This window comes from Kitasatospora sp. DSM 101779, assembly GCF_025655475.1.
In the GTDB taxonomy this organism is placed as follows: Bacteria; Actinomycetota; Actinomycetes; order Streptomycetales; family Streptomycetaceae; genus Kitasatospora.
Genome location: NZ_JAHTIK010000001.1, coordinates 5,233,632 through 5,259,030, shown reverse-complemented (window position 1 = coordinate 5,259,030; position 25,399 = coordinate 5,233,632). Strand labels below are relative to the sequence as shown.

Annotated in this window: 30 protein-coding genes and 1 tRNA gene; 14 read left to right on the top strand and 17 right to left on the bottom strand. The window is 72.1% G+C overall.

Annotation, left to right across the window (positions count from 1 at the left end; genetic code table 11):
- Positions 1-92 precede the first annotated feature (92 nt).
- Positions 93-395, bottom strand: a complete 303-nt coding sequence (locus KSNIM_RS24035; RefSeq protein WP_263108086.1) for a GroES family chaperonin — start codon at positions 393-395, stop codon at positions 93-95.
- A 288-nt stretch (positions 396-683) separates the two neighbouring features.
- On the bottom strand, positions 684-1,022 hold the full coding sequence (locus KSNIM_RS24030; RefSeq protein ID WP_263105225.1) for a DUF3618 domain-containing protein: 339 nt from the start codon (positions 1,020-1,022) through the stop codon (positions 684-686).
- 142 nt (positions 1,023-1,164) lie between these two features.
- On the opposite strand from KSNIM_RS24030, the gene bcp reads away from it, so the two are divergent.
- A complete protein-coding gene (bcp, locus tag KSNIM_RS24025; RefSeq protein WP_263105223.1) occupies positions 1,165-1,638 on the top strand; it encodes a thioredoxin-dependent thiol peroxidase in 474 nt (157 codons plus the stop codon).
- A 220-nt stretch (positions 1,639-1,858) separates the two neighbouring features.
- A complete protein-coding gene (locus KSNIM_RS24020) occupies positions 1,859-2,530 on the top strand; it encodes a hypothetical protein (protein WP_263105222.1) in 672 nt (223 codons plus the stop codon).
- A gap of 74 nt (positions 2,531-2,604) precedes the next feature.
- On the opposite strand, the gene KSNIM_RS24015 is transcribed toward KSNIM_RS24020, so the two are convergent.
- Entirely contained in the window at positions 2,605-5,046 is a 2,442-nt protein-coding gene (locus tag KSNIM_RS24015) for a chitinase C-terminal domain-containing protein (protein WP_411543765.1), read from the bottom strand.
- A 268-nt stretch (positions 5,047-5,314) separates the two neighbouring features.
- Between KSNIM_RS24015 and KSNIM_RS24010 the strand changes: the two genes are divergently transcribed.
- The 3 genes from KSNIM_RS24010 (at position 5,315) to KSNIM_RS24000 (ending at position 6,122) form a co-directional block, all read left to right on the top strand.
- Entirely contained in the window at positions 5,315-5,812 is a 498-nt protein-coding gene (locus KSNIM_RS24010; protein WP_263105220.1) for an HNH endonuclease, read from the top strand.
- Positions 5,813-5,824: 12 nt separating this feature from the next.
- Positions 5,825-5,968 (top strand): hypothetical protein, encoded by a 144-nt coding sequence (locus tag KSNIM_RS24005; RefSeq protein WP_263105219.1) that lies wholly within the window; start codon positions 5,825-5,827, stop codon positions 5,966-5,968.
- 70 nt (positions 5,969-6,038) lie between these two features.
- Positions 6,039-6,122: transfer RNA gene (locus tag KSNIM_RS24000), tRNA-Leu, on the top strand.
- A gap of 60 nt (positions 6,123-6,182) precedes the next feature.
- Here KSNIM_RS24000 and rdgB read toward each other — a convergent pair.
- The 4 genes from rdgB to KSNIM_RS23980 form a co-directional block, all read right to left on the bottom strand.
- Entirely contained in the window at positions 6,183-6,791 is a 609-nt protein-coding gene (gene rdgB / locus KSNIM_RS23995) for an RdgB/HAM1 family non-canonical purine NTP pyrophosphatase (protein ID WP_263105218.1), read from the bottom strand.
- Between the two features lie 38 nt (positions 6,792-6,829).
- Positions 6,830-7,219: a hypothetical protein gene (locus KSNIM_RS23990; RefSeq protein WP_263105217.1), complete on the bottom strand. Its 390-nt coding sequence runs from the start codon at positions 7,217-7,219 to the stop codon at positions 6,830-6,832.
- A gap of 147 nt (positions 7,220-7,366) precedes the next feature.
- Complete coding sequence (gene rph, locus KSNIM_RS23985) at positions 7,367-8,101, bottom strand: ribonuclease PH (protein WP_263105216.1); 735 nt, start codon at positions 8,099-8,101, stop codon at positions 7,367-7,369.
- A gap of 84 nt (positions 8,102-8,185) precedes the next feature.
- Entirely contained in the window at positions 8,186-8,422 is a 237-nt protein-coding gene (locus KSNIM_RS23980; protein WP_030275743.1) for a glucose PTS transporter subunit EIIB, read from the bottom strand.
- A 357-nt stretch (positions 8,423-8,779) separates the two neighbouring features.
- Between KSNIM_RS23980 and KSNIM_RS23975 the strand changes: the two genes are divergently transcribed.
- The 5 genes from KSNIM_RS23975 (at position 8,780) to KSNIM_RS23955 (ending at position 13,307) form a co-directional block, all read left to right on the top strand.
- Complete coding sequence (locus tag KSNIM_RS23975; RefSeq protein WP_263105215.1) at positions 8,780-10,072, top strand: PTS transporter subunit EIIC; 1,293 nt, start codon at positions 8,780-8,782, stop codon at positions 10,070-10,072.
- A 234-nt stretch (positions 10,073-10,306) separates the two neighbouring features.
- Positions 10,307-11,581, top strand: a complete 1,275-nt coding sequence (locus KSNIM_RS23970) for a PTS transporter subunit EIIC (protein WP_263105214.1) — start codon at positions 10,307-10,309, stop codon at positions 11,579-11,581.
- Between the two features lie 262 nt (positions 11,582-11,843).
- Entirely contained in the window at positions 11,844-12,326 is a 483-nt protein-coding gene (locus KSNIM_RS23965) for a DUF3995 domain-containing protein (protein ID WP_263105213.1), read from the top strand.
- Complete coding sequence (locus tag KSNIM_RS23960; protein ID WP_263105212.1) at positions 12,319-12,843, top strand: RNA polymerase sigma factor; 525 nt, start codon at positions 12,319-12,321, stop codon at positions 12,841-12,843. Before KSNIM_RS23965 ends, KSNIM_RS23960 begins: the two co-directional genes overlap by 8 nt.
- Positions 12,840-13,307: a hypothetical protein gene (locus tag KSNIM_RS23955; RefSeq protein WP_263105211.1), complete on the top strand. Its 468-nt coding sequence runs from the start codon at positions 12,840-12,842 to the stop codon at positions 13,305-13,307. The genes KSNIM_RS23960 and KSNIM_RS23955 overlap by 4 nt, the downstream gene beginning before the upstream one ends.
- Positions 13,308-13,462: 155 nt before the next feature.
- Here KSNIM_RS23955 and KSNIM_RS23950 read toward each other — a convergent pair whose 3' ends face one another.
- Positions 13,463-14,419 carry a helix-turn-helix domain-containing protein gene (locus KSNIM_RS23950; RefSeq protein ID WP_263105210.1) on the bottom strand — a complete coding sequence of 319 codons (957 nt, stop codon included), beginning with the start codon at positions 14,417-14,419 and terminating at the stop codon, positions 13,463-13,465.
- Between the two features lie 138 nt (positions 14,420-14,557).
- Between KSNIM_RS23950 and KSNIM_RS23945 the strand changes: the two genes are divergently transcribed.
- Positions 14,558-15,463, top strand: coding sequence for a branched-chain amino acid transaminase (locus tag KSNIM_RS23945; protein WP_263105209.1), 906 nt, complete (start codon positions 14,558-14,560; stop codon positions 15,461-15,463).
- A gap of 69 nt (positions 15,464-15,532) precedes the next feature.
- Here the strand turns inward: KSNIM_RS23945 and KSNIM_RS23940 are convergent, their stop codons facing one another.
- The 8 genes from KSNIM_RS23940 to clpS all read right to left on the bottom strand — a co-directional run bounded on the left by KSNIM_RS23940 (position 15,533) and on the right by clpS (position 21,301).
- The gene (locus KSNIM_RS23940) at positions 15,533-16,285 is read right to left on the bottom strand and encodes an MBL fold metallo-hydrolase (RefSeq protein ID WP_263105208.1); all 753 of its coding nucleotides are present in this window, start codon (positions 16,283-16,285) and stop codon (positions 15,533-15,535) included.
- A 275-nt stretch (positions 16,286-16,560) separates the two neighbouring features.
- Positions 16,561-17,529 (bottom strand): PLP-dependent cysteine synthase family protein, encoded by a 969-nt coding sequence (locus KSNIM_RS23935; protein WP_263105207.1) that lies wholly within the window; start codon positions 17,527-17,529, stop codon positions 16,561-16,563.
- Positions 17,529-17,807, bottom strand: a complete 279-nt coding sequence (locus KSNIM_RS23930) for a MoaD/ThiS family protein (RefSeq protein WP_263105206.1) — start codon at positions 17,805-17,807, stop codon at positions 17,529-17,531. Before KSNIM_RS23930 ends, KSNIM_RS23935 begins: the two co-directional genes overlap by 1 nt.
- Before the next feature lie 97 nt (positions 17,808-17,904).
- Positions 17,905-18,021 carry a putative leader peptide gene (locus KSNIM_RS39145; protein WP_317634052.1) on the bottom strand — a complete coding sequence of 39 codons (117 nt, stop codon included), beginning with the start codon at positions 18,019-18,021 and terminating at the stop codon, positions 17,905-17,907.
- Between the two features lie 138 nt (positions 18,022-18,159).
- Positions 18,160-18,591, bottom strand: coding sequence for a M67 family metallopeptidase (locus KSNIM_RS23920; protein WP_263105204.1), 432 nt, complete (start codon positions 18,589-18,591; stop codon positions 18,160-18,162).
- A gap of 89 nt (positions 18,592-18,680) precedes the next feature.
- Positions 18,681-20,132 (bottom strand): amino acid permease, encoded by a 1,452-nt coding sequence (locus tag KSNIM_RS23915; protein WP_263105203.1) that lies wholly within the window; start codon positions 20,130-20,132, stop codon positions 18,681-18,683.
- 185 nt (positions 20,133-20,317) lie between these two features.
- Positions 20,318-20,893: a DUF2017 domain-containing protein gene (locus KSNIM_RS23910; protein WP_263105202.1), complete on the bottom strand. Its 576-nt coding sequence runs from the start codon at positions 20,891-20,893 to the stop codon at positions 20,318-20,320.
- A gap of 114 nt (positions 20,894-21,007) precedes the next feature.
- Entirely contained in the window at positions 21,008-21,301 is a 294-nt protein-coding gene (gene clpS / locus KSNIM_RS23905; protein WP_030271864.1) for an ATP-dependent Clp protease adapter ClpS, read from the bottom strand.
- Positions 21,302-21,450: 149 nt separating this feature from the next.
- On the opposite strand from clpS, the gene KSNIM_RS23900 reads away from it, so the two are divergent.
- Positions 21,451-22,779 (top strand): nicotinate phosphoribosyltransferase, encoded by a 1,329-nt coding sequence (locus KSNIM_RS23900; protein WP_263105201.1) that lies wholly within the window; start codon positions 21,451-21,453, stop codon positions 22,777-22,779.
- Between the two features lie 203 nt (positions 22,780-22,982).
- Entirely contained in the window at positions 22,983-23,570 is a 588-nt protein-coding gene (locus KSNIM_RS23895) for a nicotinamidase (RefSeq protein ID WP_263105200.1), read from the top strand.
- Positions 23,571-23,598: 28 nt separating this feature from the next.
- Here the strand turns inward: KSNIM_RS23895 and KSNIM_RS23890 are convergent, their stop codons facing one another.
- The gene (locus tag KSNIM_RS23890) at positions 23,599-24,627 is read right to left on the bottom strand and encodes a type IV toxin-antitoxin system AbiEi family antitoxin domain-containing protein (protein ID WP_263105199.1); all 1,029 of its coding nucleotides are present in this window, start codon (positions 24,625-24,627) and stop codon (positions 23,599-23,601) included.
- A gap of 316 nt (positions 24,628-24,943) precedes the next feature.
- On the opposite strand from KSNIM_RS23890, the gene KSNIM_RS23885 reads away from it, so the two are divergent.
- Positions 24,944-25,399: hypothetical protein (locus KSNIM_RS23885; RefSeq protein ID WP_263105198.1), on the top strand; the 456-nt coding region annotated here is incomplete at its 3' end.

Sequence of the window (25,399 nt, the reverse complement as noted above, 5' to 3'; positions counted from 1 at the left end):
GAGGGCCCCGGCCCTGAGCCGCACCCCGCCCGGCACCGACGACGCCCCGGACCGCACACGCGGTCCGGGGCGTCGTCACACGTCCGCGCGCGTCACAGGTACAGGCCGGTCGACCCCTCCGCGCCGGACAGCCGCTCGGACGCCACCGCATGCAGGTCGCGCTCGCGCAGCAGCACGTACGTCGCCCCGCGGACCTCGACCTCCAGCTTGTCCTCCGGGTCGTACAGCACCCGGTCGCCCGGCTCCACCGTCCGCACGCTCTGGCCGACCGCCACCGCCTCGGCCCAGGCGCAGCGCCGGGACAGCTCCGCGGTCGCCGGGATGAGGATGCCGCCGGTGGAGCGTCGCTCGCCCTCGCCCGCGTCCGCCTTCACCAGCACCCGGTCGTGCAACATCCTGATCGGCAGCTTCTCCCCCAGCCGGTCGTGCCGGGGCTCCTCGTGCCGCGCGCTCTGCTCGTCGTTCTTGCTCACGCACCCGACCGTACCCGCCCGGCGGCCCGCGGGTGCACGGCGGGCCCGCAGGTGCCCGCCATCCGGAACGGGTCCGGGACACCGCCGCGACACCACCGGGACACGGCTCCGGCTCCCCGCCCCACGGCGCGGGGAGCCACCGGACACGGAGAAGGGCCGGACACGGAGAAGGGCCGGGACGCGTCCGCGCCCCGGCCCGACCGACCTGCCTCAGCCGCGCCGCCGCTTGCGGGCGGAGGCCAGCAGCAGCACCACGCCGACGCCGACCAGCGCGGCCGGCACCACCCGCTCCGGCCGCGGCCGGCCCTTCTCGTCGGTGAAGCCGGCCTTCACCTGCTCCAGCGCCCCGCTCGCCGCCACGTACGCCCGGCCGACCTTCTGCTCGACGGCGCCGAGCATCCGCGCCTTGGTCTGCGCCGCGACCGTCGCGGGGTGCACCCGCATCGCCAGCTCGTCCAGCGTCGTCGCGAGCCGCTCACGGGCCTGCGCGATGTCCGCCTCGATCTGGGCCGTCGTTCGCGCCGCCTTGTCCTTGCTCGCCTGGGCCACGAGAGCCACCCCAATCACTGATGCTGTCCTGTGCGACACGCACAGTCTGTCAGCTCCCCCCACGCGCCGCGCAGCACCACCCACCGAGCGGGGTAGGTTTGCCGGGGTACGACCACCCGTCCAGCACGAGGAGAGATCCACCGTGAGCGAGCGCCTCAAGGCGGGCGACACCGCCCCCGCCTTCACCCTGCCCGATGCCGACGGCAACCAGGTGTCCCTCGCCGACCACCTCGGCCGCAAGGTGATCGTGTACTTCTACCCGGCCGCCCTCACCCCCGGCTGCACCACCCAGGCCTGCGACTTCACCGACAACCTGGAGGTCTTCGCCGGCGCCGGCTACGACGTCATCGGCGTCTCCCCCGACAAGCCGGAGAAGCTCGGCAAGTTCCGCGAGAAGGAGAACCTCAAGGTCACCCTGGTCGCCGACGAGGACAAGTCGGTGCTGGAGGCCTACGGCGCGTACGGCGAGAAGAAGCTGTACGGCAAGACCGTGGTCGGCGTGATCCGCTCCACCGTCGTCGTCGACGAGGAGGGCAAGGTCGAGCACGCGCTGTACAACGTCAAGGCCACCGGCCACGTCGCCAAGCTGCTGCGCGACCTGCGGATCGGCGCCTGACGCTCCATGGGCACCGCACCGCGGCGGGCACCAGGTCTCCCGGTGCCCGCCGCGGCGTTCTGCAGGGGCGGGTGGGGGCCGACGGGGCGTCACCTTGTCACCGTCGTGTTCCGAAGGGGTCGTGGGAAGGACAAGACCCGGCGGACGCGCACCGCGCACCGCTAGCGTCGGCGGGCATCGGGCCGAGCAGCCCGAGCCCTCCACCCACCCGGGAGACACCGTGCCGAGCAATGGATCCCGCACCGCCCGCACCCTCCTCGCCGCCGGCACCCTGGCCGCCGCGCTGGCCCTCACCGCCTGCGACCCGGAGGCCGGCCCCGGCGCCGACACCGCACAGGCCGGCAGCCCCACCACCGCCGCCCCCACCACCGCCGCACCGGACAGCCCCACCGCCGCACCGTCGGCCACGGCCAAGCAGACCGGCAAGCCGGGCGGCGGCAAGCACACCGTGATCTCCGTGCAGCACGCCGCCGGGCTCACCAAGTCCAGCGGCGACGGCGCCATCAGCGACGTCCCGGTCGACCCGGGCGAGATGCGCGACGGCATGAACCTGGTGGTGGAGAACTACGACCGGGCCGGCCAGACCTCCGGCCGCCGGATCCTCTTCGTCGGCGTGGACAACGTCCCCGAGGACACCAACAAGCGCCGCGAGCACCTCTGGCGCGGCCTGATCGACTACGCCGCCGGCAACGGCTCCACCGGCACCCCCGGCACCGGCACGGCCTACGCACCCGGCCCGCTCGGCGGCAGCCTGGAGTGCCTGCCGTACGGCGCGGACGCACTGTGCGGCTGGGCCGACTCCTCGACCGCCGCCGTCGCGCTCTTCCCGCAGTCCTCGCCGGCCCAGGCCGCCAAGCTGTTCGCCTCCATGCGGGCCGACCTGGAGCAGTAGCCGGGCGAACGCAGCGGTGGCGGCCGACCCCCCGACCGGGTCGACCGCCACCGCCGTTCCTCACCTCAGGTCAGTCAGCACGGACCGAGGTCGTTCCACACCCCCCACTGGCCGGTGGTCGACGGGTCCTCGCCCTGGGTCCACCACTTGTTGCTGTACCGGCGGCCCTTCCAGGACACCGTGGTGGTGGTGGCGTAGACGGTCGCCGCGTTCCAGCTCGGCGCCGTGCAGGTACCGCCGGTCGGGCTGGCCGAGGTGCTCGGCGAGCTGCTCGGGGAGGCGCTCGCCGAGGCCGACGGGCTGGCCGAGGACGAGCCGGAGGCCGAGGGGCTCGGCGACGAGGTCGCACCGGTGCTGCCGCGGGTCAGGTCACCGGTGAGGCCGTACAGCGTGCCGCCGACGTTGACCGTCCAGTTCGCCGGGGTCGAGACCGGCAGGTAGTAGACGAAGTCCACGTCGATCGAGGCGCCCGGCGCCAGCGACTGCCAGCTCGGCAGCTTCACCGAGACGCGGTTGTACACGCCCTTCAGGCCGCCCACGTTGTTCGCCGCGGTGTGGTCCTGCCGGATCACCGCCAGGCCGAAGCCCGACTGGTCCTTGGCGTTGCCCGGTGCCGAGTTGGCGTAGTCGAACTGGAACTCGGTGCCGCCCGGCAGGGTCAGCGTCGAGTTGTTCACGATGTGGATCTTCGGGTTGATCGGGTAGTTCGAGTCGCCCAGCGCGAAGTTGGTGAACGACACGTCGATCGGCAGGGTCTGCTGCGGCAGCGCGGTCGTCGAACGGGTCGCACCGTACGCCGAGGCCGCCTTGAACTTGTCGTACATCAGCGAGGTCAGCGTCGAGCCCTGCACGTACTCGCCCTTGCCGCCGTTCGCGGCGGCGTCCCACGTGTAGTCGCCCGCGAGCTCCCAGATCATCGCGCCGCCGGCGCCCTGGTTCACCACGTAGTCGGCCTTGGCGCCCACCGACTGCTCGTCCTCGGTGGACAGGAACACCTTCTTGCTGTCGTTCCACAGCCACGGCGCCACCAGCTGGGAGCTGTAGTTGCGGGTGTAGGAACCCTGCAGCGCGGTGTCGGTCAGCCCGTACTTGGAGAGGTAGTCCGGGACGATGCCCTTCTCCAGGTTCTTGGCGTGCCACATCGGGTTGGAGCCCGCCGGGGCCTCCTTGCCGTTGTCGTCCAGGTCGTGCCACAGGTTGTCGATGCCCACCGCACCGTCACCGCACGCCGTCAGACCCGAACCCGCCGGACAGGTCGACGTCGACGCCGTGCCCCACAGCCCGTTGGTACCGCCCGTGACGTTCTTGAACCCGCGGGTGTAGTACGGCAGGCCGATGTTGATCCGGCCGGCCGGCATCGCACCGCGGAAGTAGTGGTACGCCCAGTCGGTGTTCAGGTAGCCGATGCCGCCGTACTGCGAGGTGCCGTACACGTTCGCCGCGGCCAGCTCGGCGTCCTTGCCGTCGTCGTACAGCGAGGCGTTCGGGCCCACGTACTTGTTCCAGGCACCGTGCAGGTCGTACGACATGATGTTCACGTAGTCCAGGTACTGCGTCACCTGGAAGGTCTCCATGCCGCGCAGCAGGTAGCCGGAGGACGGCGCCGCCACCGACAGCATGTAGTACCTGCCGTCCGCGGCACCCGCCCGGTCGAGCCGCTCGCGCAGCGTCTTCATCAGCGCCGCGTAGCCCTTGACCAGCGAACCGCGCTTCGCGTTCGAGATCGTGGCGTCCAGCGGGTTGCCGGCGTCCTTCATCGAGGTCGGGTACTCGTAGTCGATGTCGACGCCGTTGAAGCCGTACTTCTTGACGAAGTCGACCGCCGAGTCCGCGAAGGTGTTGATGCCGGCCTGGTTGACCGAACCGTCCGCGTTCACCGTCATCGAGTAGAAGCCGCCCGAGGAGACGCGCTTGCCGTCGTCTCCGAAGTAGCCGCCCGTCTCGGCCCAACCGCCCACCGAGATCAGGGTCTTCACGTTCGGGTACTGCTTCTTGAACTTCGTCAGCAGGTTGAAGTGGCCCTTGTACGGCAGGCTCGGGTCCATCTCCGCACCGGCCACGCCCGGGAAGGTCATCCCGGTCGCCGCATTCGTCGGCGAATCCGTGCCCACCGACAGCCTGTTGTCGCCGCCGACGTGGCCGAAGGCATAGTTGAGGTGCGTGACCTTGTCCCACGGGATGTTGTTGACCAGGTAGGCGGGGGTGCCGTCCTGCCCGGTGCGCCAGCCCGTGAAGTAGCCGATGATCCGGCGCTGGTGGTCGGCGCCCATCTTCTCGCGGCCCGCGGCGTCGTAGACGTCGCAGTAGGGGACGTCCACGCCCGGGGTGGTGTACATGCCGTCGGGACGACAGGACTGGTTGTCGGCGGCCGCCTGCGAGGGCGACGCACCCAGCGTCGCCAGCAGCAGGCCGGCCAGGCCCGCGGCCGCCGTGGCGGCCGCCGCCGCCCGTCGGCCGGAGGCCCGGCGGGTACCGACGGCAGGGGGACGCTGCGCCGTCAGGGTTCGGTTCAACACTCGGTCCTCCAGGAGAGAGTGTCGCGGCGCACCCGGAGGGGGTGTCGGGCGCGCAAGTGGGGGAGGGTCGGACACACCGCAGCCGACGCACCGTCAACCACCCGGCCGCCGAACCACAGAGTGCGCCGAAGCTATGTGGTCTGGACCATCCTGGTCAATAGGTCTGTACCAATAGACCGTTGGGCTCCCCCCGTGCCCCCCGCCCCTCCCGATCGTTCCCAGACCGGGGGACGGGTACCGAACACAGGAACCCGCAGGGGGCACACACATGCAGGTCAGACACACCCGCGAACTCCTCGCCACGACCGCGCCGGAGGTCTCGTCCATCGACGAGATGCTCGTCGCACTGGGCGGGGAGCCCGAGGCGTACAACCGCCGGTACCTACGGAGCCAGCTCAACCTCCACGGAGTGGACACCTCCCACTTCCGGGCGAGGGGCGTCGTCTACACGAAGGAGCGGCTGGAGGAGGCGGTCGCCGCATGCCACAGCATCGCCGGGGTGGTCCGCTACCTCGGCCAGCGCTTGTCGGGAGGTACGCAGCAGCACGTCGGACGGCGCATCAAGGCCTTCGGGATCGACACCTCGCACTTCACGGGCCAGGCGCACAACCGGGGCCGACGCTCCGGGCGGCGCCTGCGGCCGGAGCAGGTACTCGTCCAGCGGCCCGCGGACGCCAAACGGCTGCCGGGCATTCGGATCCGCCAAGCCCTCCTCGAGATGGGCCTCCCCGAGGCATGCGCGGAGTGCGGCACCGGCCCGGTCTGACGAGGGCGCCCGATGACTCTGGAGGTCGACCACGTCAACGGCGACTGGTCCGACAACCGCCCCGGAAACGTCCGGCTGCCCTGTCCGAACTGCCATGCCACGACCGACACCTCCTGCGGACGGAACAAGAACCGCCGCAGCCTGCGCGCCGGCTGAGCGGACCACCCGCGCCACGAGCACAAAGGCGCTGTCGTCACCGCGGAGGCAGCCCCTAGACTGTGGCCATGCGGCCGTGGCGTAACGGGCAGCCGCGCTGGTTTTAGGTGCCAGTGGAGGAAACTCCGTGAGGGTTCGAATCCCTCCGGCCGCACGGACCACAGAAACGAAGGCCCGCCGGAAGAACTCCGGCGGGCCTTCGGCATCCCGTGCGTCAGCCGAGGAGCTCGCGGACGACCGGCGCCAGGGCGCGGAAGGCCTGGCCGCGGTGGCTGATGGCGTTCTTCTCGGCGGGGGTGAGTTCGGCGCAGGTCCGGGTCTCGCCGAGGGGCTGCAGGATCGGGTCGTAGCCGAAGCCGCCGTCGCCGGTGGGGGCGGTGCGCAGGGTGCCGAGGAGTCGGCCTTCGACGACGCGTTCGGTGCCGTCGGGGAGGGCGAGGGCGGCGGCGCAGGCGAAGTGGGCGCCGCGGTGGGGTTCGGCGATGTCGGAGAGCTGGGCGAGCAGCAGGTCGAGGTTGGCGCGGTCGTCGCCGTGCTTGCCGGACCAGCGGGCGGAGAAGATGCCGGGGGCGCCGCCGAGGACGTCGACGCAGAGGCCGGAGTCGTCGGCGACGGCGGGGTGGCCGGTGACCTTGGCGAGGGCGTGGGCCTTGAGGAGGGCGTTCTCGGCGAAGGTGACGCCGGTTTCGGGAACGTCGGGGATCTCGGGGTAGGCGTCGGCGCCGACGAGTTCGACGTCGAGTCCGGCGTCGCCGAGGATGTCGCGGAGTTCGGCGACCTTGTGGCGGTTCCGGGTGGCGAGGACGAGGCGTCGTGCAGTCATGCGGCCCACCCTAGCGAGCGGTCGCACGGTCGGGGGTGTCAGCCGGTGCAGGCCTTGCTGAGGTTGCCTGCGGCGTCGCCGAGCGGCTTGAGGTCGGGGACCTGCTTGTTGTCGATGGCCTGCTGGGCCTTGTCGACCTGGGTCTGCAGGTCGGTGACGGCCTGGGAGACGTCGGTGTCGCTGGAGTTGCGGCTGATCTGGTCGAGGTCGTTCTTGAGGGTCTGGAGGGCCTGTCCGGCGGCGTTGGGGTCGTTGGCGGCGTTGTTGAAGGCGTTGCCGGCCTGGGCGACGTCGTTGGTGATGCGGACGGCGGTGTTGCCGCAGTCGAGGGCCTTCTGGGCGGCGGAGCAGCTGACGGCGCTGAGTGGGAGGAGGAGGACGAGGCCGGCCGCGGCGAGGGTGGCGGAGCGGGTGAGGCTGTCCGGCATCGGGTGTCCTCCGTCGTGTGGTGGGCGCGTGCTGGGTCCGTGGTGTGGGACGGCTGGTGGTGCGCTGCCGGTTCCGTGGTTCCGCCGGGAACGCTACGGGCGCGGGCGCGCCGTGTACAGGATGCGCGCCCGCGGCCCGGCGGGGGGTCAGTTCTCGAGGTCGCGGAGTGCTTTCCGCTGGATTTCATCGAGTTCTGCGCAACCGAGGGTGCCGAGGTCGAGGAGTTGGTCGAGGAGGGCGCGGTCGAAGGGGGCGCCTTCGGCGGTGCCCTGCACTTCGACGAAGCGTCCGTCGTCGGTGCAGACGATGTTCATGTCGGTTTCGGCGCGGACGTCTTCTTCGTAGCGGAGGTCGAGCATGGGGGTGCCGTCGATGATGCCGACGCTGACGGCGCTGACGCCGCCGGTGATGGGGTTGCCCTTGGCGCGGAGGAGTTTCTTGTCGCGGGCCCACGCGACGGCGTCGGCGAGGGCGACGTAGGCGCCGGTGATGGCGGCGGTGCGGGTGCCGCCGTCGGCCTGGAGGACGTCGCAGTCGAGGACGATGGTGTTCTCGGCGAGGGCGCGGTGGTCGACGACGGCGCGCAGGGAGCGGCCGATGAGGCGGCTGATCTCGTGGGTGCGGCCGCCGATCTTGCCGCGGACGGATTCGCGGTCGCCGCGGGTGTTGGTGGCGCGGGGGAGCATGGAGTACTCGGCGGTGACCCAGCCTTCGCCGCTGCCCTTGCGCCAGCGGGGGACGCCTTCGGTGACGCTGGCGGTGCAGAGGACTTTGGTGTCGCCGAAGGAGACGAGGACGGAGCCTTCGGCGTGCTTGCTCCAGCCTCGTTCGATGGTGATGGGGCGGAGCTGGTCGGGGGTGCGGCCGTCGATGCGTGACATAGGTACCGAGCGTAGCCGTTGCGGGGTGTGGTGCGGCCCGCCGTCCCGGTGGGGGCGGCGAGCCGCGGTCGGCGCGGTGGCCGGTCAGTCCATCATGTCTTCGATCTCGCCGGCGATGGGGTCTGCGTCGGTGCCGATGACGACCTGGATGGCGGTGCCCATCTTGACGACGCCGTGGGCGCCGGCGGCCTTGAGGGCGGCTTCGTCGACGAGGTCGGGGTTGACGACTTCGGTGCGCAGGCGGGTGATGCAGCCTTCGACCTCTTCGATGTTGTCGATTCCGCCGAGGCCGGCGACGATCTTCTCTGCCTTGCTGGCCATGTGTGTCTCCCTGTGTGTCGGCGGTTCGGCGGGTGGTGTCGGGTGCCGTGCCGCTCGGTGCGGTGGTGCGGTGGTGCGGTGGTGCGGTGTGTGCCTGTGCGGTGACGCGGGTTCAGCTTCCGTGTCGGGCGGCGGCGCGACAAGCATTTCCCGTTTGGGGGTGGTTTGCCACGTCAGTCCACTTTTGGCCCATTTTGGCGCGCATGGATGTGCGGCCGGGCCCGAGGATGGCGATCATCGGGCTGCCGCCCGGCACCCGCCCGCTCCCCCAGGTGGTCTACACCAATAGTAGGTGCAGTGCCGGGGCGGCGGAACGGGCCCCCGGGCCGAGCCGTGGACCGCACGGGGAGGACTCCCATGAGTACAGCAGGCACGGCGCCCGCACCGACACCGTGGTGGCAGAACTTCTACGGCGGGCTGCAGAAGATGGGGCGCAGCCTGCAGCTCCCGGTGGCGGTGCTGCCGGCGGCCGGCATCCTGAACCGGTTGGGCCAGGACGACGTGTTCGGCAAGGACGGTCTCGGCTGGGACAACGTGGCGAAGGTGTTCGCGGCGGCGGGCGGTGCCCTGCTGGACTCCAACCTGGGCCTTCCGCTGCTGTTCTGCATCGGTGTGGCGATCGGCATGGCGAAGAAGGCGGACGGGTCGACGGCGCTGGCGGCGGTGACGGGCTTCCTCGTCTACTACAACGTGCTGCGGGCCTTCCCCGACCGGGAGCAGTGCGCGGGCACGGTTCAGGGCAACCAGTGCATCGATTTCTCGGCGCACACGTCGAGTGCGGCGGTGTTCCAGAATCCGGGGGTGCTGGGCGGGATCCTGATCGGTCTGATGTCGGCGTGGCTGTGGGTGCGGTTCCACCGGACGAAGCTGGTGGACTGGCTGGGCTTCTTCAACGGCCGCCGGCTGGTGCCGATGATCACGGCGGTGGCGGGGCTGGCGCTGGCCTGTGTGGGGTTGTGGGTGTGGCCGCCGATCGGGCGGGCGATGACGGACTTCTCGCAGTGGCTGGCCGATCTGGGTTCGGGCGGTGCGGGGATCTTCGGTGTGGCGAACCGGGCGCTGCTGCTGATCGGCATGCACCAGCTGATCAACACCTTCGTCTGGTTCCAGTTCGGCGAGTTCCACAAGCCGGGCACGGACGAGGTGGTCCACGGTGACATCCCGCGGTTCCTGGCGGGCGACCCGACGGCGGGGCAGTTCACCTCGGGGTTCTTCCCGATCATGATGTTCGCGCTGCCGGCGGCGGCGATGGCGATCGCGCACTCGGCGAAGCCGCACCGGCGCAAGGAGATCTACGGTCTGATGACCTCGGTCGCGCTGACCAGTTTCGTCACGGGTGTGACCGAGCCGATCGAGTACTCCTTCGCCTACATCGCGCCGGGCCTGTTCGTGCTGCACGCGCTGCTGACGGGTGCGTCGATGGCGGTGACCTGGGCGCTCGGCGTGCACGACGGCTTCAGTTTCTCGGCCGGCCTGATCGACTACGTGATCAACTGGGGGCTGGCCACGAAACCGTGGCTGATCATGCCGATCGGCCTGGCCTTCGCGGTGGTCTATTACGCGCTGTTCCGGTTCGTGATCGTCCGGTTCGACCTGAAGACGCCGGGGCGCGAGGACGACGACCAGGTCGAGGACGTGACCAAGGCCTGAGAGGCATTTGTTGCGCAACTCGCCAAAATGGCGAATGACCGAGCGCAGTCAAGATCGTCGATCCGCAACAAGGTTTCGATTTCATAGCGCTTCCCACCTGCGGCGCTTTCCGGGGTTCCCCCCTCCGTCAGGCGCGTGTTAAAAACTGGTCTACACCACTCGTGGTGTAGACCAGTTCGCGAGTCGGCCCCCGATGCACCCCCACCGACCCGCCCTGCCGTTAGGAACCACCCCATGAGTACGACTGCGCAGGCACCGGCGCCCGCCACGGCACCGGCACCCTCCCCGATCAAGAAGATCGGCCAGAGCACGATCCAGGGCCTGCAGAAGATCGGCCGCAGCCTCCAGCTGCCGATCGCCGTGCTGCCGGCCGCGGGCCTGCTGCTCCGTCTCGGCCAGGACGACGTGTTCGGCAAGGACGGCCTCGGCTGGGACAAGGTCGCCGCGGTGTTCAGCACGGCGGGCGACGCCGTGTTCAGCAACCTCCCGCTGCTCTTCGCGGTGGGCATCGCCATCGGCTTCGCCAAGAAGGCCGACGGCTCCACCGCGCTCGCCGCCCTGGTCGGCTTCCTGGTGTACAAGAACGTGCTCACCGCGTTCCCGATCACCGAGGGGCACATCGCCGACGGCAAGTGGGTCGCACCCACCTACCAGAACCCGGGTGTGCTCGGCGGCATCGTGATCGGCCTGCTCAGCGCCGTGCTCTGGCAGAAGTTCCACCGCACCAAGCTGGTCGACTGGCTGGGCTTCTTCAACGGCCGCCGCCTGGTGCCGATCATCATGGCCTTCGTCGGCACCGCCGTCGGCGTGGTCTTCGCGCTGGTCTGGGGCCCGGTCGGCGACGCGATCGGCAGCCTCAACGACTCCCTGATCGGTGCGGGCGCCTTCGGTGCGGGCGCGTTCGGCCTGATCAACCGCGGTCTGCTGCCGGTCGGCATGCACCAGTTCGTGAACTCCTACGCCTGGTTCCAGACCGGTGACTACACCAAGGCCGACGGCACCGTGGTGCACGGCGACCTGACCCGCTACTTCGCGGGCGACCCGACCGCCGGCCAGTTCATGTCGGGCTTCTTCCCGATCATGATGTTCGCGCTGCCCGCCGCCGCCCTGGCCATCGCGCACGCCGCCCGCCCGGAGCGCCGCGCCGCGGTGATGGGCATGATGATGTCGCTGGCACTGACCTCCTTCGTCACCGGTGTCACCGAGCCGATCGAGTTCGCCTTCCTCTTCATCGCCCCGGTCCTGTTCGCCATCCACGCGGTGCTGACCGCCGTCTCCATGGCCGTCACCTGGGCGCTCGGCGTGCACGCCGGCTTCACCTTCTCGGCCGGCCTGATCGACTACGGCCTCGGCTTCAGCAAGGCCACCCACCCGCTGCTGATCATCCCGATCGGCCTGGTGTTCGCCGCCCTGTACTACGTGCTCTTCCGCTTCGCGATCACCAAGTTCAACCTCAAGACCCCCGGTCGCGAGGACGACACCGAGGTCGAGGACGTCACCAAGGCCTGACGCCCCTCCCCCACCCCCGTACGGACCCCGCCCCGCTGCTCAGGGCGGGGTCCGTCGCCACGTCCTGGCAGTGTGAGGCAGGGCGGCGTGAGGCAGGGCGGCGTGAGGCAGGGCGGCGTGAGGCAGGGCGGTGTGAGGCAGGGCGGTGTGAGGCAGGACACAGGGAACGTCCGGCCCGGGCCGCTCCTCCTTCTGCGGTGACGGCCCGTCGACGGGACGGCGCCGACCGGCCGACCCGGCCGACCGAAGCGAGGGGGAACCCGTGGACCGCGCCGTGGACCGCACCGCGCAGCGCACCGGATCGGCGGTGGCCGGGCTGCTGGCCGCCGACGCCGCACTCCACCTGTACTGGGCCACCGGCCTCACCTGGCCCGCCGCCGACGGCCGGGCGCTCTCGCAGGCCGTCCTCAACGCCGACGTCCCGTTCACGCCGCCCGTGGTGCTGCCGCTCGCCGCACTGCTGCTGGCCGCCGCGGCCGCGGTGCTCGCCCACGCGCACAGCCTCGGCGGGCCCCGCACCGCCCGGCTCTGCCGGCTGGCCACGGCCGCCGTGGCGGCCGGGCTGCTGCTCCGCGGCGCGGCCGGACTGGTGTGGGCCTGCGGCCTCGGCACGGACCCCGGCAGCACCTTCCACCTGCTCGACCTGGTGCTCTACACGCCGCTCTGCCTCGGTTTCGGCGCGGCGGCGGCCCGGACCGCCGGGCTCGGAGCGCGCCGACCGGTGCGAGACTTCCGCCGTGGCTGATCCCGACGAGCGCTCCCGCGGCGTGGCGCTGGCCCGCGCCGCCCGGCGCGGGGACACCCTCGCGATGAGCGACCTGCTCGACCACCTCACGCCCCACGTCGGGCGGATCTGCGGACGGATCTGCGGTCCCGCCGCCGCGGCCGGCCGCCAGGACGCGGTGCAGGAGACGCTCACCGCCGTCTTCCGGGGCCTGCGCTCACTGCGGGACGTGGACGCGCTCTACGGCTGGGTCCGGGTGCTGGCCGTCCGCGAGGCGGTGCGGGTGGCCCGCCGGGACGGCCGGGACACCCCCGCCGAACTCGCCGCACTGCCCTCGCCCGGGGACGCCCAGCTCGCCGCGGACATCCGGGACGTGCTGAGCCGGCTCACCCCCGAGCACCGGGCCGTCCTGCTGCTGCGCGATGTCGAGGGCCTGGACGAGCGCGCCGCCGCCGGGCTGCTCGGCATCCCCGAGGGCACCGTGAAGTCCCGGCTGCACCGCGCCCGGACCGTATTCCGAAGGATGTGGACGGCATGACGACGGACGACCCGACGGCCCCGCTGGACCCGGTGCGGCGGCTGCACGTGATGGCCGCGGGGATCCGCGGCGCCCGCGTCACCGAGGGCGTGGTCGACGCCCCGTTCGACCGGGTGTGGTCGGTCATGGGCGACCTGGAGGGCGAGTTCGGCCGCTTCCAGCCGGACATGCGGAGCGTGCGCGTGCTCCACCGGGACGGCGACCGGCTGGCGGCCCTGGCGCGCAGCCGGTACGGGATGCGGGCCCGGTTCGACGGGGTGATCCGACCGGGCTGGTGCTGGTTGCAGAGCCGGTTCCTGGTCGTCGGGATGGCGGCCGTCGCCGACGGGACCGGCGCCACCCGGGTGGCGCTGACCGGCGGCGTCCGGGTGCCGGGCCGGGCGGCGCTCGTCCCCCTGGGCACCCGGCGCGAGCCGCGGCTGGCCCTGGCCCGCCTGCAGCAGCGGGTGGACGGGAGGGCCTGACGGGGCACGTATTCCGGTAGCCGCTTCAGGGGCGCCGGGGGACCTCCCGGCCGAAGGCCGGGGGCGGAACCCTGCAGTCCGGGAGCGGCGGTTCTGACGGATCCGGCCCACCCCCGGTCCGCACGGTCGCCTCGCCCCCGCGCTCCCGGCACGCTTCATATCCAGCCGAGGCGGGCGGCGTGGACGCCCGCCTGGAAGCGGCTCTGGGCGCCGAGGTCGGTGGTGAGGTCGGAGACCAGGCGGCGCACCGTGCGCTCGGAGATCTCGAGTTTGCGGGCGATCGCCTGGTCGGTGAGGCCGGCCGCGAGCAGGCGGAGCACCTCGCGGTGGCGGTCGTCGGGCACCGGGCGGCCGAGCAGGTCCGGTGGCACCCAGGCGGCCGTCCAGAAGTACTCGAAGAGCTCGCGGACCACCGCGAGCACGGCCTCGTCCCGGACGACCAGCGCGGTGTCCGGGGCGCCGCCGGGTGCGGGCAGCACCGCCATGGTGCTGTCCACCGCGATCAGCCACAGCGGCAGGGTGTGCGCGACCCTGATGCCGGCGCCCGCGGCGGTCAGCCGCTGGATGTGGTCGAGCACGTCCGGGTGGTGCAGGGCGGCCGCCGGGTAGACGGTGCGCAGCCGGACGCCGTGGGCGAGGGCGATGCGTTCGCGGGCGAGTTTGCCGTCGAGGGCGGTGCGGGAGTGGTCCTGGCCGGGGCGGAGCGAGAGGACTTCGGTGCGGGCGCTGTGGGCGGCGTCCTCGAGGAGGGCGGCGATGCGGTCGGCGCCGTGGACGAGGTGGCGGGTGCCGCTGTCGTCGGTGTCGGTCTGGGCGGGCAGGTAGCGGGTGTGGAGCCTTTCGACGGTGTCGCGGGTGCGGCGGACGGCGGTGAAGAGGTCGGCGAGGTGTCCGTCGGCGTCGGCCAGGAGGTGGCGGACGGCGGTGGCGACGGAGACGGCGGTGAGTCCGCTGCCGGTGGCGGTGGTGGGCCGGAGCAGTCCGAGGTTGCGGAGTTCGCCGAGTGCGGTGTCGAACTCGGTTTCGCTCCAGCCGAGTTCACCGCGCAGTTCGGGCAGCGGGCGGCTCGGGTCGGTGCGCAGGCGGCGGTAGAGGGCGGTGCTGTGCTCCACGGCGGGGACGATAGCCATCCGGGTGGTGGGCGACCGGTGAATTCCACCATCCGGGACGGCGGCTCCGGTCCCGGCCATGGCCGGTTCTGCCGCCTGCGGGGCGGGCCGTGCGGGGCTGTGCCGGGTCAGGATGGCGGCATGACGATGGCGGAGGCTTCGACGATCTGGTTCGACGGTGCGCTGGTGCCGTGGCGGGACGCGCAGGTGCATGTGCTCACGCACGGCCTGCACTACGGGACGGGGGTGTTGGAGGGCACCCGGGTGTTCGGGACGGCCGACGGGCCGGCGGTGTTCCGGCTGGAGGAACATCTGCGCCGGCTGGTGCGCAGTGCGCACATGCTGCGGATGCCGTTGCCGTACGGGGTGGAGGAGTTGGCGGCGGGCACGGTGGAGCTGCTGCGGGCGAACGGTCAGGGCGCCTGCTACGTCCGGCACTTCGCGTTCCTCGGGGACGGTTCGATGGGGCTGGACATGCGGGGGGTGCGGACGAGGACGGTGATCGCGTCCTGGGAGTGGCCGGAGCAGCGGCCGCCGGGTGGGCTGCGGTTGAAGACGAGCAGTTGGCGGCGGACGGATCCGAACAGCGTGCCGCCGGCGGCGAAGGCGACCGGGCCGTACCTGAACTCGGTGCTGGCGCGGCGGGAGGCGACGGACGCGGGGTACGACGAGGCGCTGCTGCTGGCGTCGGACGGCTCGGTGAGCGAGTGCAGTGCGGAGAACGTGTTCGTGGTGCGGGACGGGGTGCTGCGGACGCCGCCGGTGGCGGCGGGTGCGCTGGAGGGGATCACCCAGGACACGGTGCTGGTGCTGGCCCGGGACCTGGGGATCGAGGTGCGGGTGGAGCGGCTGCTGCGGTCGGACCTGTACGCGGCGGACGAGGTGTTCGTGTGCGGGACGGCGGCGGGGGTCGTGCCGGTGGTGTCGCTGGACGACCGCGGGCTGCCGGCGGCGCCGGGCGGGGTGACGAAGCGGCTGGCCGAGTTGTACGGGGCGGCGGTGTCGGGCGAGGAGCCGCGGTACGGGCGCTGGCTGACCCGGGTGTGAGCGGGTCGTAGGAGCGGGGGCTGCGCGGCCGGGGGCCCCCGGGGCGGCCTGCCCCTGGCGGGGCGCCCGTCAGGGCAGGTCGTAGACGGCGCCGGGGTGGGCGATCTCGACGGGGCCGGGGAAGGCGGCGGCGGCGTCGCGGCGGTTCTGCTCGGCGTCGGTCCACGGCGGGATGTGGGTGAGCAGGAGGCGGCCGACGCCGGCGGCCGCGGCGTGTTCGCCGGCCTCGCGTCCGTTGAGGTGGATGGCCTCGAAGGTCTCCTTGCCGTCGGTGTAGGCGGCCTCGCAGAGGAAGAGGTCGGTGCCGCGGGCGAGGTCGACGAGGTCGGCGCACTCGCCGGTGTCGCCGGAGTAGGCGAGGGAGGCGCCGCCGTGCTCGATGCGGAAGCCGTAGGCCTCGGTGTCGAGGTGGTTGACCCGGGCGCTGGTGATGCGCAGCGGGCCGAGGTCGAAGGTGCGGTTGCCGAGCGGGCGGAAGTCGAAGACCTCCTTCATGCCGGGTTCCTCGGGCATGTCGTAGGCGCGGGCGAGGCGTTCGGCGGTTCCGTGCGGTCCGTAGACGGGCAGGGGCGCGGGGCAGCCCTCGACCCGGTAGTTGCGGGCGACCCAGTAGGCGCAGAGGTCGATGCAGTGGTCGGCGTGCAGGTGGCTGAGCAGGACGGCGTCGACGTCGTAGAGGCCGGTGTACTTCTGCAGGGCGCCGAGGGCGCCGTTGCCGAGGTCGATGACCAGGCGGAATCCGCCGGCCTCGACGAGGTAGCTGGAGCAGGGCGACTCGGCGGACGGGAAGCTCCCCGAGCACCCCACCACGGTCAGTTTCATGCCGAGCCCCTCCGCCGCCCCGATGGGTCATGGTCCACGCCGGCGGGGCACTGCCTCTCGGTAGTGGTGCGCCTTCGCGTTGTCGAGGGTAAGGGGCGCGCGGCACTTTGCCCCCGTCTCCGTGCCGCGCTGTGGCTGGAATCACCAGAACGGGCCGGGCCCGGTGGCGGGCGTACCGGGGGCGGTGCGGGTACGGGCGCGGGGCGGTGCGGGAACGCCGTCGGCGGGTGGGGCGGGGGCGCGGCACCCGTGCGGGTGCCGCGTCCCGGCGGTGCTCAGGCCCAGAGCTGGCCCTGCAGCGCCTCGACCGCGGCCTCGGTCGATTCGGCGGTGTAGATGCCGGTGGAGAGGTACTTCCAGCCGCCGTCGGCGACGACGAAGACCACGTCGGCCCGCTCGCCGGCCTTCGCGGCCTTGCGGGCGACGCCGATCGCGGCGTGCAGGATGGCGCCGGTGGAGACGCCGGCGAAGATGCCCTCCTGCTGGAGCAGCTCACGGGTGCGCCGGACGGCGTCGGCGGAGCCGACGCTGAAGCGGGTGGTGAGCACCTCGGCGTCGTAGAGCTCGGGGACGAAGCCCTCGTCGAGGTTGCGCAGGCCGTAGACGAGGTCGTCGTAGCGGGGTTCGGCGGCGACGATCTGCACGCCGGGGACCTTCTCGCGCAGGTAGCGGCCGACGCCCATCAGGGTGCCGGTGGTGCCGAGACCGGCGACGAAGTGGGTGACGGTGGGGAGGTCGGCGAGGATCTCGGGGCCGGTGGTCGCGTAGTGCGCGCCGGCGTTGTCGGGGTTGCCGTACTGGTAGAGCATCACCCAGTCGGGGTGCTCGGCGGCGATCTCCTTGGCGATCCGCACGGCGGTGTTGGAGCCGCCGGCGGCCGGCGAGGAGATGATCTCCGCACCCCACATGCGGAGCAGCTCGCGCCGCTCCTCGCTGGTGTTCTCCGGCATGACGCACACCATGCGGTAGCCCTTGAGCTTGGCGGCCATGGCCAGCGAGATGCCGGTGTTGCCGCTGGTCGGCTCCAGGATGGTGCAGCCGGGGGTGAGCCTGCCGTCGGCCTCGGCGCGCTCGATCATGTGCAGGGCCGGGCGGTCCTTGATCGAGCCGGTGGGGTTGCGGTCCTCCAGCTTGGCCCAGAGGCTCACCAGGCCGTCGGCGTTCCCGGGCACGGCTGCCGACAGGCGCGGCAGCCGTACCAGCGGGGTGTTGCCGACGGCCTCGAGAGGGCTGTCGTAGCGCATTACTTCATGCCGCCGGCGACGGCGGGGAGGATGGTGACGCTGTCGCCGTCGGCGAGGGCGGTGCTGATGCCCTCGAGGAAGCGGACGTCCTCGTCGTTCAGGTAGACGTTCACGAAGCGGCGCAGCTCGCCGGCGTCGAGGAGGCGCTCGGCGATGCCGGGGTGGCGGCTGTCGAGGTCCTGGAACAGTTCGCCGAGGTTGTTGCCGGTGCCTTCGACGGCCTTGGCGCCGTCGGTGTACGGGCGGAGGATGGTCGGGATGCGGACCTCGATGGCCATGGCTGCGCTCCTGGGGAGGTGGGTCGGGTGGGCCGCCGCACGCGGCGCGGCAGGGGTGACGGCCCCGGGGCGGCCGGGGCGGGCTGGCGGTGCCGAGTCAGTGGGCGTCGGCGGTGCCGGGACAGATCGCGCTGGCGAGCCGGCACAGGTCGACGTGCAGGCGCGCCACGAGGCGGATGCCTGGGGCCTGGTTGCTCACATCGACGGAACGCATGGGCTCATCGTATAGATTCCCGCCCCCGCAGCGGCATCCACGTCCCACGATCCGGATGGTTTCGTTTCCCATGTCGAGATTGCGGCCCGCCTGCGGCCGGTCCGGGCCGGTCGGCGGGCCGTGCGCCACGGCGGCCGGTCAGGCGGAGTACTCCTCGACGACCTGGACGTCTTCCTCCGTGATCACGCCGTCCACGATGCGGAACGAGCGGAACTCGTACGGGTCCTCGTCGCCGTTGCCCTCGGCGGTGGAGACGAGCACGTAGTGCGCCTCGGGCTCGGAGGCGTAGCTGACGTCGGTGCGCGAGGGGTAGGCCTCGGTGGCGGTGTGCGAGTGGTAGACGACCACCGGGACCTCGTCGCGGTCGTCCATCTCCCGGTAGAGCTTGAGCAGGTCACCGGAGTCGAACTCGTAGAAGGTGGGCGAGCGGGCCGCGTTGAGCATCGGGACGAACCGCTCGGGCCGGCCGCTGCCCTCGGGGCCGGCGACCACACCGCAGGCCTCGTCCGGATGGTCGGCGCGGGCGTGGGCCACGATGCGGTCGCGCAGTTCTCGGGTGATGGTCAGCATGCGGCCAGGATAGTCACGGCCGGTCCCGGGTCAGGGTCCGGGACCGGCCGTCGTCTCGACTGCCGGACGTCCGGCGGACGTCCGGCGGATCAGCGGCCGGCGTCCGCGTCCTGCTGGTCGCGCTGGTCGCGGTCGGTGCCGTGGACCGCCTCGGGGCGGGTGCGGGCGAGCACCAGGTAGCCGGCGGTCAGCAGGGCGGCCCAGACCGGGAAGACGTACAGCGAGATCCGGGCGTCCTCGTCGAAGCCGATGAGCACGACGACCAGGACGAGGAAGGCGAGCGCGAGGCGGCTCGGCCACGCGCCGCCGGGGGCCTTGAAGGTGGGGGCGGGCAGCCGGCCGTCCTGCCAGGCCCGGCGGTAGCGGATCTGGGCGACCAGGATGACGGCCCAGGTCCACAGGCCGCAGACGGTGGCGACGGAGGTGACGTACTCGAAGGCCTTGCCGGGCGCCAGGTAGTTGAGCACCACGCCTACGCCCATGAGCAGGCAGGAGACGGTGATCGCGGCGGCCGGGGTGCGACGGGCGTTGAGCGCGGTCAGCTTGCCGGGGGCCTGGCCGCGGAGGGCGAGGTCGCGCAGCATCCGGCCGGTGGAGTACATGCCGGAGTTGCAGGAGGAGAGGGCGGCGGTGAGCACCACGAAGTTGATGACGGAGGCGCCGGCGGGGATGCCGACCTTCTCGAAGGCGGCGACGAACGGGCTGACGCCGGGCGCGAACTCCTGCCACGGGACGAGCGAGAGGATGACGACCAGGGCGCCGATGTAGAACAGCGCGATCCGCCACGGCAGGGTGTTGATGGCGCGCGGCAGGGTGCGGGCCGGGTCCTCGCTCTCGCCGGCGGTGACGCCGACGAGTTCGACGCCGAGGTAGGCGAACATGACGATCTGAAGGGTCATCACGGTGGCGCCGAGGCCCTTCGGGAAGAAGCCGCCGTCGGCCCACAGGTGGGTGACCGAGGCGGTGTCACCGGCGTCGGAGAAGCCGAGGGTGAGCACGCCGACGCCGATGAGGATCATGCCGAGGATCGCGGTGACCTTGACCATCGAGAACCAGAACTCGATCTCACCGAAGAGCTTCACCGAGATCAGGTTGGCGCCGTAGAGCAGCACCAGGAAGGCGAGCGCACTGGCCCACTGCGGGACGCCCGGCGCCCAGTACCGCACGTACACCGCGGCCGCGGTGGTCTCGGCCATACCGGTGACCACCCAGAACAGCCAGTACGTCCAGCCGGTGACGAAGCCGGCGAACGGGCCGAGGAACTCCCGGGCGTACTCGGAGAAGCTGCCGGAGACCGGGCGGTAGGTGAGGAGTTCGCCGAGCGCGCGCATGATCACGAAGATCACCAGGCCGGCCACCGCGTAGCTGAGGATCAGGCTGGGGCCGGCCTTGGAGATGGCCGTGCCGGCACCGAGGAAGAGGCCGGTGCCGATGGCGCCGCCGATGGCGATCATCTGGATCTGGCGGCTGCCCAGTCCGCGGGCGTAGCCCTCCTCGTCCGGCTCGGTGTCGATCACCTCGTCGTAGCGCTGATCGGCCATGGGCGTACCGTCCTCGGGTCGTGGGGAGGTGAGAAGTCGTACCACGGCGCGCCCGGATACCGGTGCTCATCTGAGCGTTAATTGAGCATGTCATGTCTGGATTCGAGACGATGTGCCCGAAATGCCGCACCCCCGGGTCCACATGGTGGACACGGGAGTGCGGGTCCCCCGGGAGTGACGCGGCGTCAGCCGGCCATGGCCTCCAGCAGCGACTCCTGCATGCCGCCGAGCCAGAGGTAAGCCATCACCAGCGGCTTGCGCGGATCGCTGTCGGGCAGCGCGTACAGCCCTTCCTCGTCCTCCTCGGTGACGTCCAGTCGGGAGCCGAGGGTGAGCCGCAGGTCGTTGAGGGCGCCCAGCCAGCGCGGGCAGTCCGCGGCCGGGACGGTCAGCACGCCGCCGTCGCCGCCGAGCCCGTCCAGGGCGCGGACCACGCTCAGCGCGTCCTCGCGCTTGCGGGCCCTCAGGTCCAGCTCGGTGTAGCGGCGGAACTCGCCCGCCATCGCCCTGGTCTCGGTGTCGGCGGGCTCGCCGGGCTCGCCGTAGGCGTCGGGGAAGAGCCGGGCCAGCGCGGGGTCGGCCGGGGCCTCGCTCGGCCCCTCGGCGAAGAGCGCGGCCAGCGGGTCGTCACCGACTCCCCCGGGGCCGGGGCCGATCAGCTCCAGCATCTGCACCTCCAGCGACCGGAGGATGGAGGCCTCCACCTCGTCGAGCGCGATCGCCGCGGCGCCTTCGCCGGCGGTCTCGAACAAGCCAGCCATGAGTCCTGAATCAGCCCCGTTCACGTGTCGGTGGATCTCGGTGTGTGGTGTCGCGACCGCTGCGCCGACCCTGCGGGCCGGCGCACGCCGCCCGACCGGGCGGGCCGCCGCGCGTCAGTCGTGCTGGAGGGTGGCCCAGAGCCCGTAGCCGTGCATCGCCTGCACGTCGCGCTCCATCTCCTCGCGGGTGCCGCTGGAGACGACGGCGCGGCCCTTGGTGTGCACCTCCATCATGAGTTCGCGGGCCTTGTCCTTCGGGTAGCCGAAGTAGGCCTGGAACACGTACTGCACGTAGCTCATCAGATTCACCGGGTCGTTGTGGACGATGGTCACCCACGGTGTGTCCGGTTCCACCACGGGCAGGCCTTCGACCTCCGGGCGCTCGATCTCGACCGGCGCGACACTCACGACTGGCTCTCTCCTCTGCAGCTGACCGGGGTGAAGGCGCGTCTCCCCTGCCCTCATGCTTCCATCCGGGGGACTTCCGAGCGAATCCGGGTCGACATCACTCCGGAGAAATCGTCAATCTGACGCTAAGTGGTAGTAGCATCATCGGCATGGACGCCATCACCGCGCACCGCTCCACTGCGCTGCTCACCGACCGTTACGAGCTGACCATGCTGCAGGCCGCCCTGCGCAGCGGTGCCGCGCACCGCCGCTCGGTTTTCGAGGTGTTCACCCGACGCCTGCCGAACGGCCGCCGCTACGGTGTGGTCGCCGGTACCGGCCGGGTCCTCGACGCCGTGGAGAGCTTCCGTTTCACCGGCCCCCAGCTGGACTGGCTCTCCGACCAGCGGGTGGTGGACGACGCGACCCTGCGGTTCCTCGCCGACTACCGCTTCTCCGGCGACATCCACGGCTACCCCGAGGGAGAGGTGTACTTCCCCGGCTCGCCGCTGCTGACCGTCGAGGGCAGCTTTGCCGAGGCGGTGATCCTGGAGACGCTGGTCCTCTCCATCCTCAATTACGACTCGGCGATCGCCGCCGCGGCCTCCCGGATGACCGCCGCCGCCGGCAATCGCCCGGTGATCGAGATGGGTGCGCGCCGCGCCCACGAGGCCGCCGCCGTCTCGGCCGCCCGCGCCGCGTACATCGCCGGCTTCAGCGCCACCTCCGACCTGGAGGCCGGCTTCACCCACGGCATCCCCACCACCGGAACCGCCGCCCACGCCTTCACCCTGCTGCACGACTCCGAGCGGGACGCCTTCACCGCGCAGGTCGAGTCGATGGGCCGCGGCACCACCCTGCTCGTCGACACCTACGACCTGGCCGAGGCCGTCCGCACCGCCGTCGAGGTCGCCGGCCCCGACCTCGGTGCCGTCCGCATCGACTCCGGCGACCTGACCCTGCTCGCCCACCGGGTGCGCCGCCAGCTCGACGACCTCGGCGCGCACAAAACCCGGATCATCGTCACCTCCGACCTGGACGAGTACGCCATCGCCGCGCTGGCGGCCGCCCCGGTCGACGGCTACGGCGTGGGCACCAGCCTGGTCACCGGCAGCGGCCACCCCACCTGCGCGATGGTCTACAAGCTGGTCGCCCGCGAGAGCATGCCCGGCGGGCCGCTCGTCCCGGTCGCCAAGCGCTCGGCCGGCGGCAAGACCAGCACCGGCGGCCTCAAGTGGGCCGCCCGCCGGCCCGACGGGGACGGCGTCGCCGAGGCCGAGGTCGTCGGCACCGGCCCGGTGCCCGCCCAGCTGGAGCCGCACCTGCTGCACGTGCCGCTGGTCCGCGGCGGCGAGATCGTGGGGCGCGAACCGCTGGAGGCGGCGCGCGAACGGCACCGGCGCGCCCTCGCGGCACTCCCGATGTCGGCCACCCAGCTGTCCAAGGGCGATCCGGTGATCGTCACCGAGCTGCTGAGCGGCGCGACCGCCGCAGGGTGAGCCCGCCGGGCCTTCCGCCGCTGCGCGTCACTCCCTACAGTCTTCTCGGCACCACCACGGCCTCCACGCCACCACCACGCCACGCCCGTGGTTCCGTCCCCGGTTCCACGCACGGCCCCACCCCCGGCTCCACCCGCACCGTCCGAACCGCCCGACCCCCACCGCGGCCCGCCGCGGACCGCCCACACCGAGAGAAGCCAGCCATGCACCGGGCCCTGATCGTCGTCGACGTGCAGAACGATTTCTGCGAAGGCGGCAGTCTGGCCGTGGGCGGCGGCGCCGAAGTGGCCGCCGCCATCACCGACCTGATCGCGGACTCCTCCCCCGGCTACACCCACATCGTCGCCACCCGGGACCACCACATCGACCCCGGGACGCACTTCGCCGAGGACCCGGACTACGTCACCTCCTGGCCCGCGCACTGCGTGGCCGGCACCGAGGGCGTCGGCTTCCACCCCAACTTCGCCCCCTCGGTCACCTCGGGGGCGATCGAGGCGGTCTTCGACAAGGGTGCGTACGCGGCCGCGTACAGCGGCTTCGAGGGCCGCGACGAGAACGGCGGGACGCTGACCGACTGGCTGCGCGCGCGGAAGGTCACCGAGGTCGACGTGGTCGGCATCGCCACCGACCACTGCGTGAAGGCGACCGCCCTCGACGCCGCCCGCGAGGGCTTCGCCACCCGGGTGCTGCTCGACCTGACCGCCGGCGTCGCCGCCGGCACCACCGAGGCGGCCCTGGCCGAACTGCGCTCCGCCGGAGTCGAACTGACCGGCAGCCCCGTCCTGCACTGATGCGCGGCCCGTGCGGCGGCCGGGGCGGTCAGCGGTCGGTAACCACCAGCTCGACCACGTCCGCCCCGCCGGCCCGGAAGGCCTCGCGGAGCTCGCCGCCGACCTCGTCCGGCTCGGCGGCGACCCGCGCGCCGGAGACGTACACCACCCGCACCCCCAGGTACTCCATCCGGTGCTGCTCCCCGCGCACCCAGGCGGCCTCGCCCTCGCTGACGCAACGCAGCTCGGAGTCGACGGCCACCGCCACACCGGCCTCCGGCCAGTACAGGTCGGGCACCGCCACGTAGGTGCCGCCGCGCATCCGCAGCTCGGGGCCGACCAGCGGGACGGGCAGCAGCCACTCGTCCACCAGCTCACCGATCCGGGCGAGCACCGACTCCCGTTCCATGGCGAGGAGTTCGTCCAGGGTGGCGCGCACCCGGGGCTCGGTCAGCAGCCCGGCCTCGCCGAGCTCCTCCACCAGCTCCCGCAGGGTGCAGCCGCCCTCGGTACGCGTCACCGCCTCGCGGAGCATCGCCCGCAGCAGCGCCGGACGGACGGCCCCGCTCTCGAAGGCCCCGGTGTCCGTCCACTCACGCACCGCGTCCGCCGCGGCGCGCGCCACCGGCGCGCAGGCCAGTCCGTGCACCGAACGGGCCACCAGCTCCCGGCCGGTGCGCAGGATGCGGACGGAACCGGCGTCCTTCAGACGCCGCTGACGGGGCACCAGCACCTCCACCCCGGTGACGGCGGGCAGCCGGGGAACCGAGGCGAAGCCGTAGAGCGCCAGCGCCGCCGCGCCGGTGATCACGGCGCCCTCGCGGCCGCCCTCGTCCCGGCCGTTCTGCGCCGCGTAGAGCAGGGCCGCCCACATCCGCTGCTCGGGGGTCGGGTCGCCGTCCTGGAGCAGGTAGACGCGGGGCAGCATCCGCTGCCACGGACCGCCGCGCCGGCAATGCTCGGTGACCACCCGGGCGGGCACGCCGCGCGCCCGCAGCTGGCTCGCGGTGACCACGTTCTGCTGACGCCGCGCCAGCTCTTCGAGGGAGAGCGGCTGGGAAGGAATCCGGTAGCTCATGCCGACACCCTCCCCAACGCCGCCACAATCGCACGCCCGACTTGACGACCTGTTACCCAACCGTCGCGAAAACGGGACGGCTCCGTCCTAAAGTCCCCATACCCTCACCCGTTCGACGTATAGGACGTTCACTCGAATGCCGGATTAGGTCGGACTTGGGGCATGACGATCCGTTTTTCATCGAATCGGCACATCAACGATCATGGAGTTGGGGCACCCCGGTGATCAGCAATTACTGACCCAGAGTGACCAAGGCCATACGGTGGAGCACCACCCGCCGACCACCGGCACCCGTCGGATTGCCTACCATCGGCTCATGCCACGTGACGAGATCCCCGGCCTGCGCGCCGCCCAACTGCGCCTCGGCCGTCTGCCCGGCTACGTCCGCCGGCCCGACCTCGCCCGCCGCAACAGCGCGGACGGCCACACGTACAAGAAGGGCTGGGAGGTCCGCTTCACCGCCCGTACCGAGGCCGAGATAACGGAGATCCGCGATCTGGTGATCGCCGCCGGGTTCGCCCCGGCCCGGCCGTTCTTCAAGGGCCATCAGCTGATCCAGCCGGTCTACGGCATCGCCGCCGTGCAGGCCTACCTGGCCGCCCGGGAGGCCTTCGAGGAGCTCGGCCGGGCCCGCGCCGCCGGTGCCGGCGCCGTCGAGGCGGACGCCCCCGGTCCGGTGGGCCGCGCGGGTGCGGTGCCGATCCCCGAACAGGTCTGCCGCGAGGCCGCGGCCCCGGTCGCCGCGGCCGCCGCTGCGGCGGCCGCGGCCGGG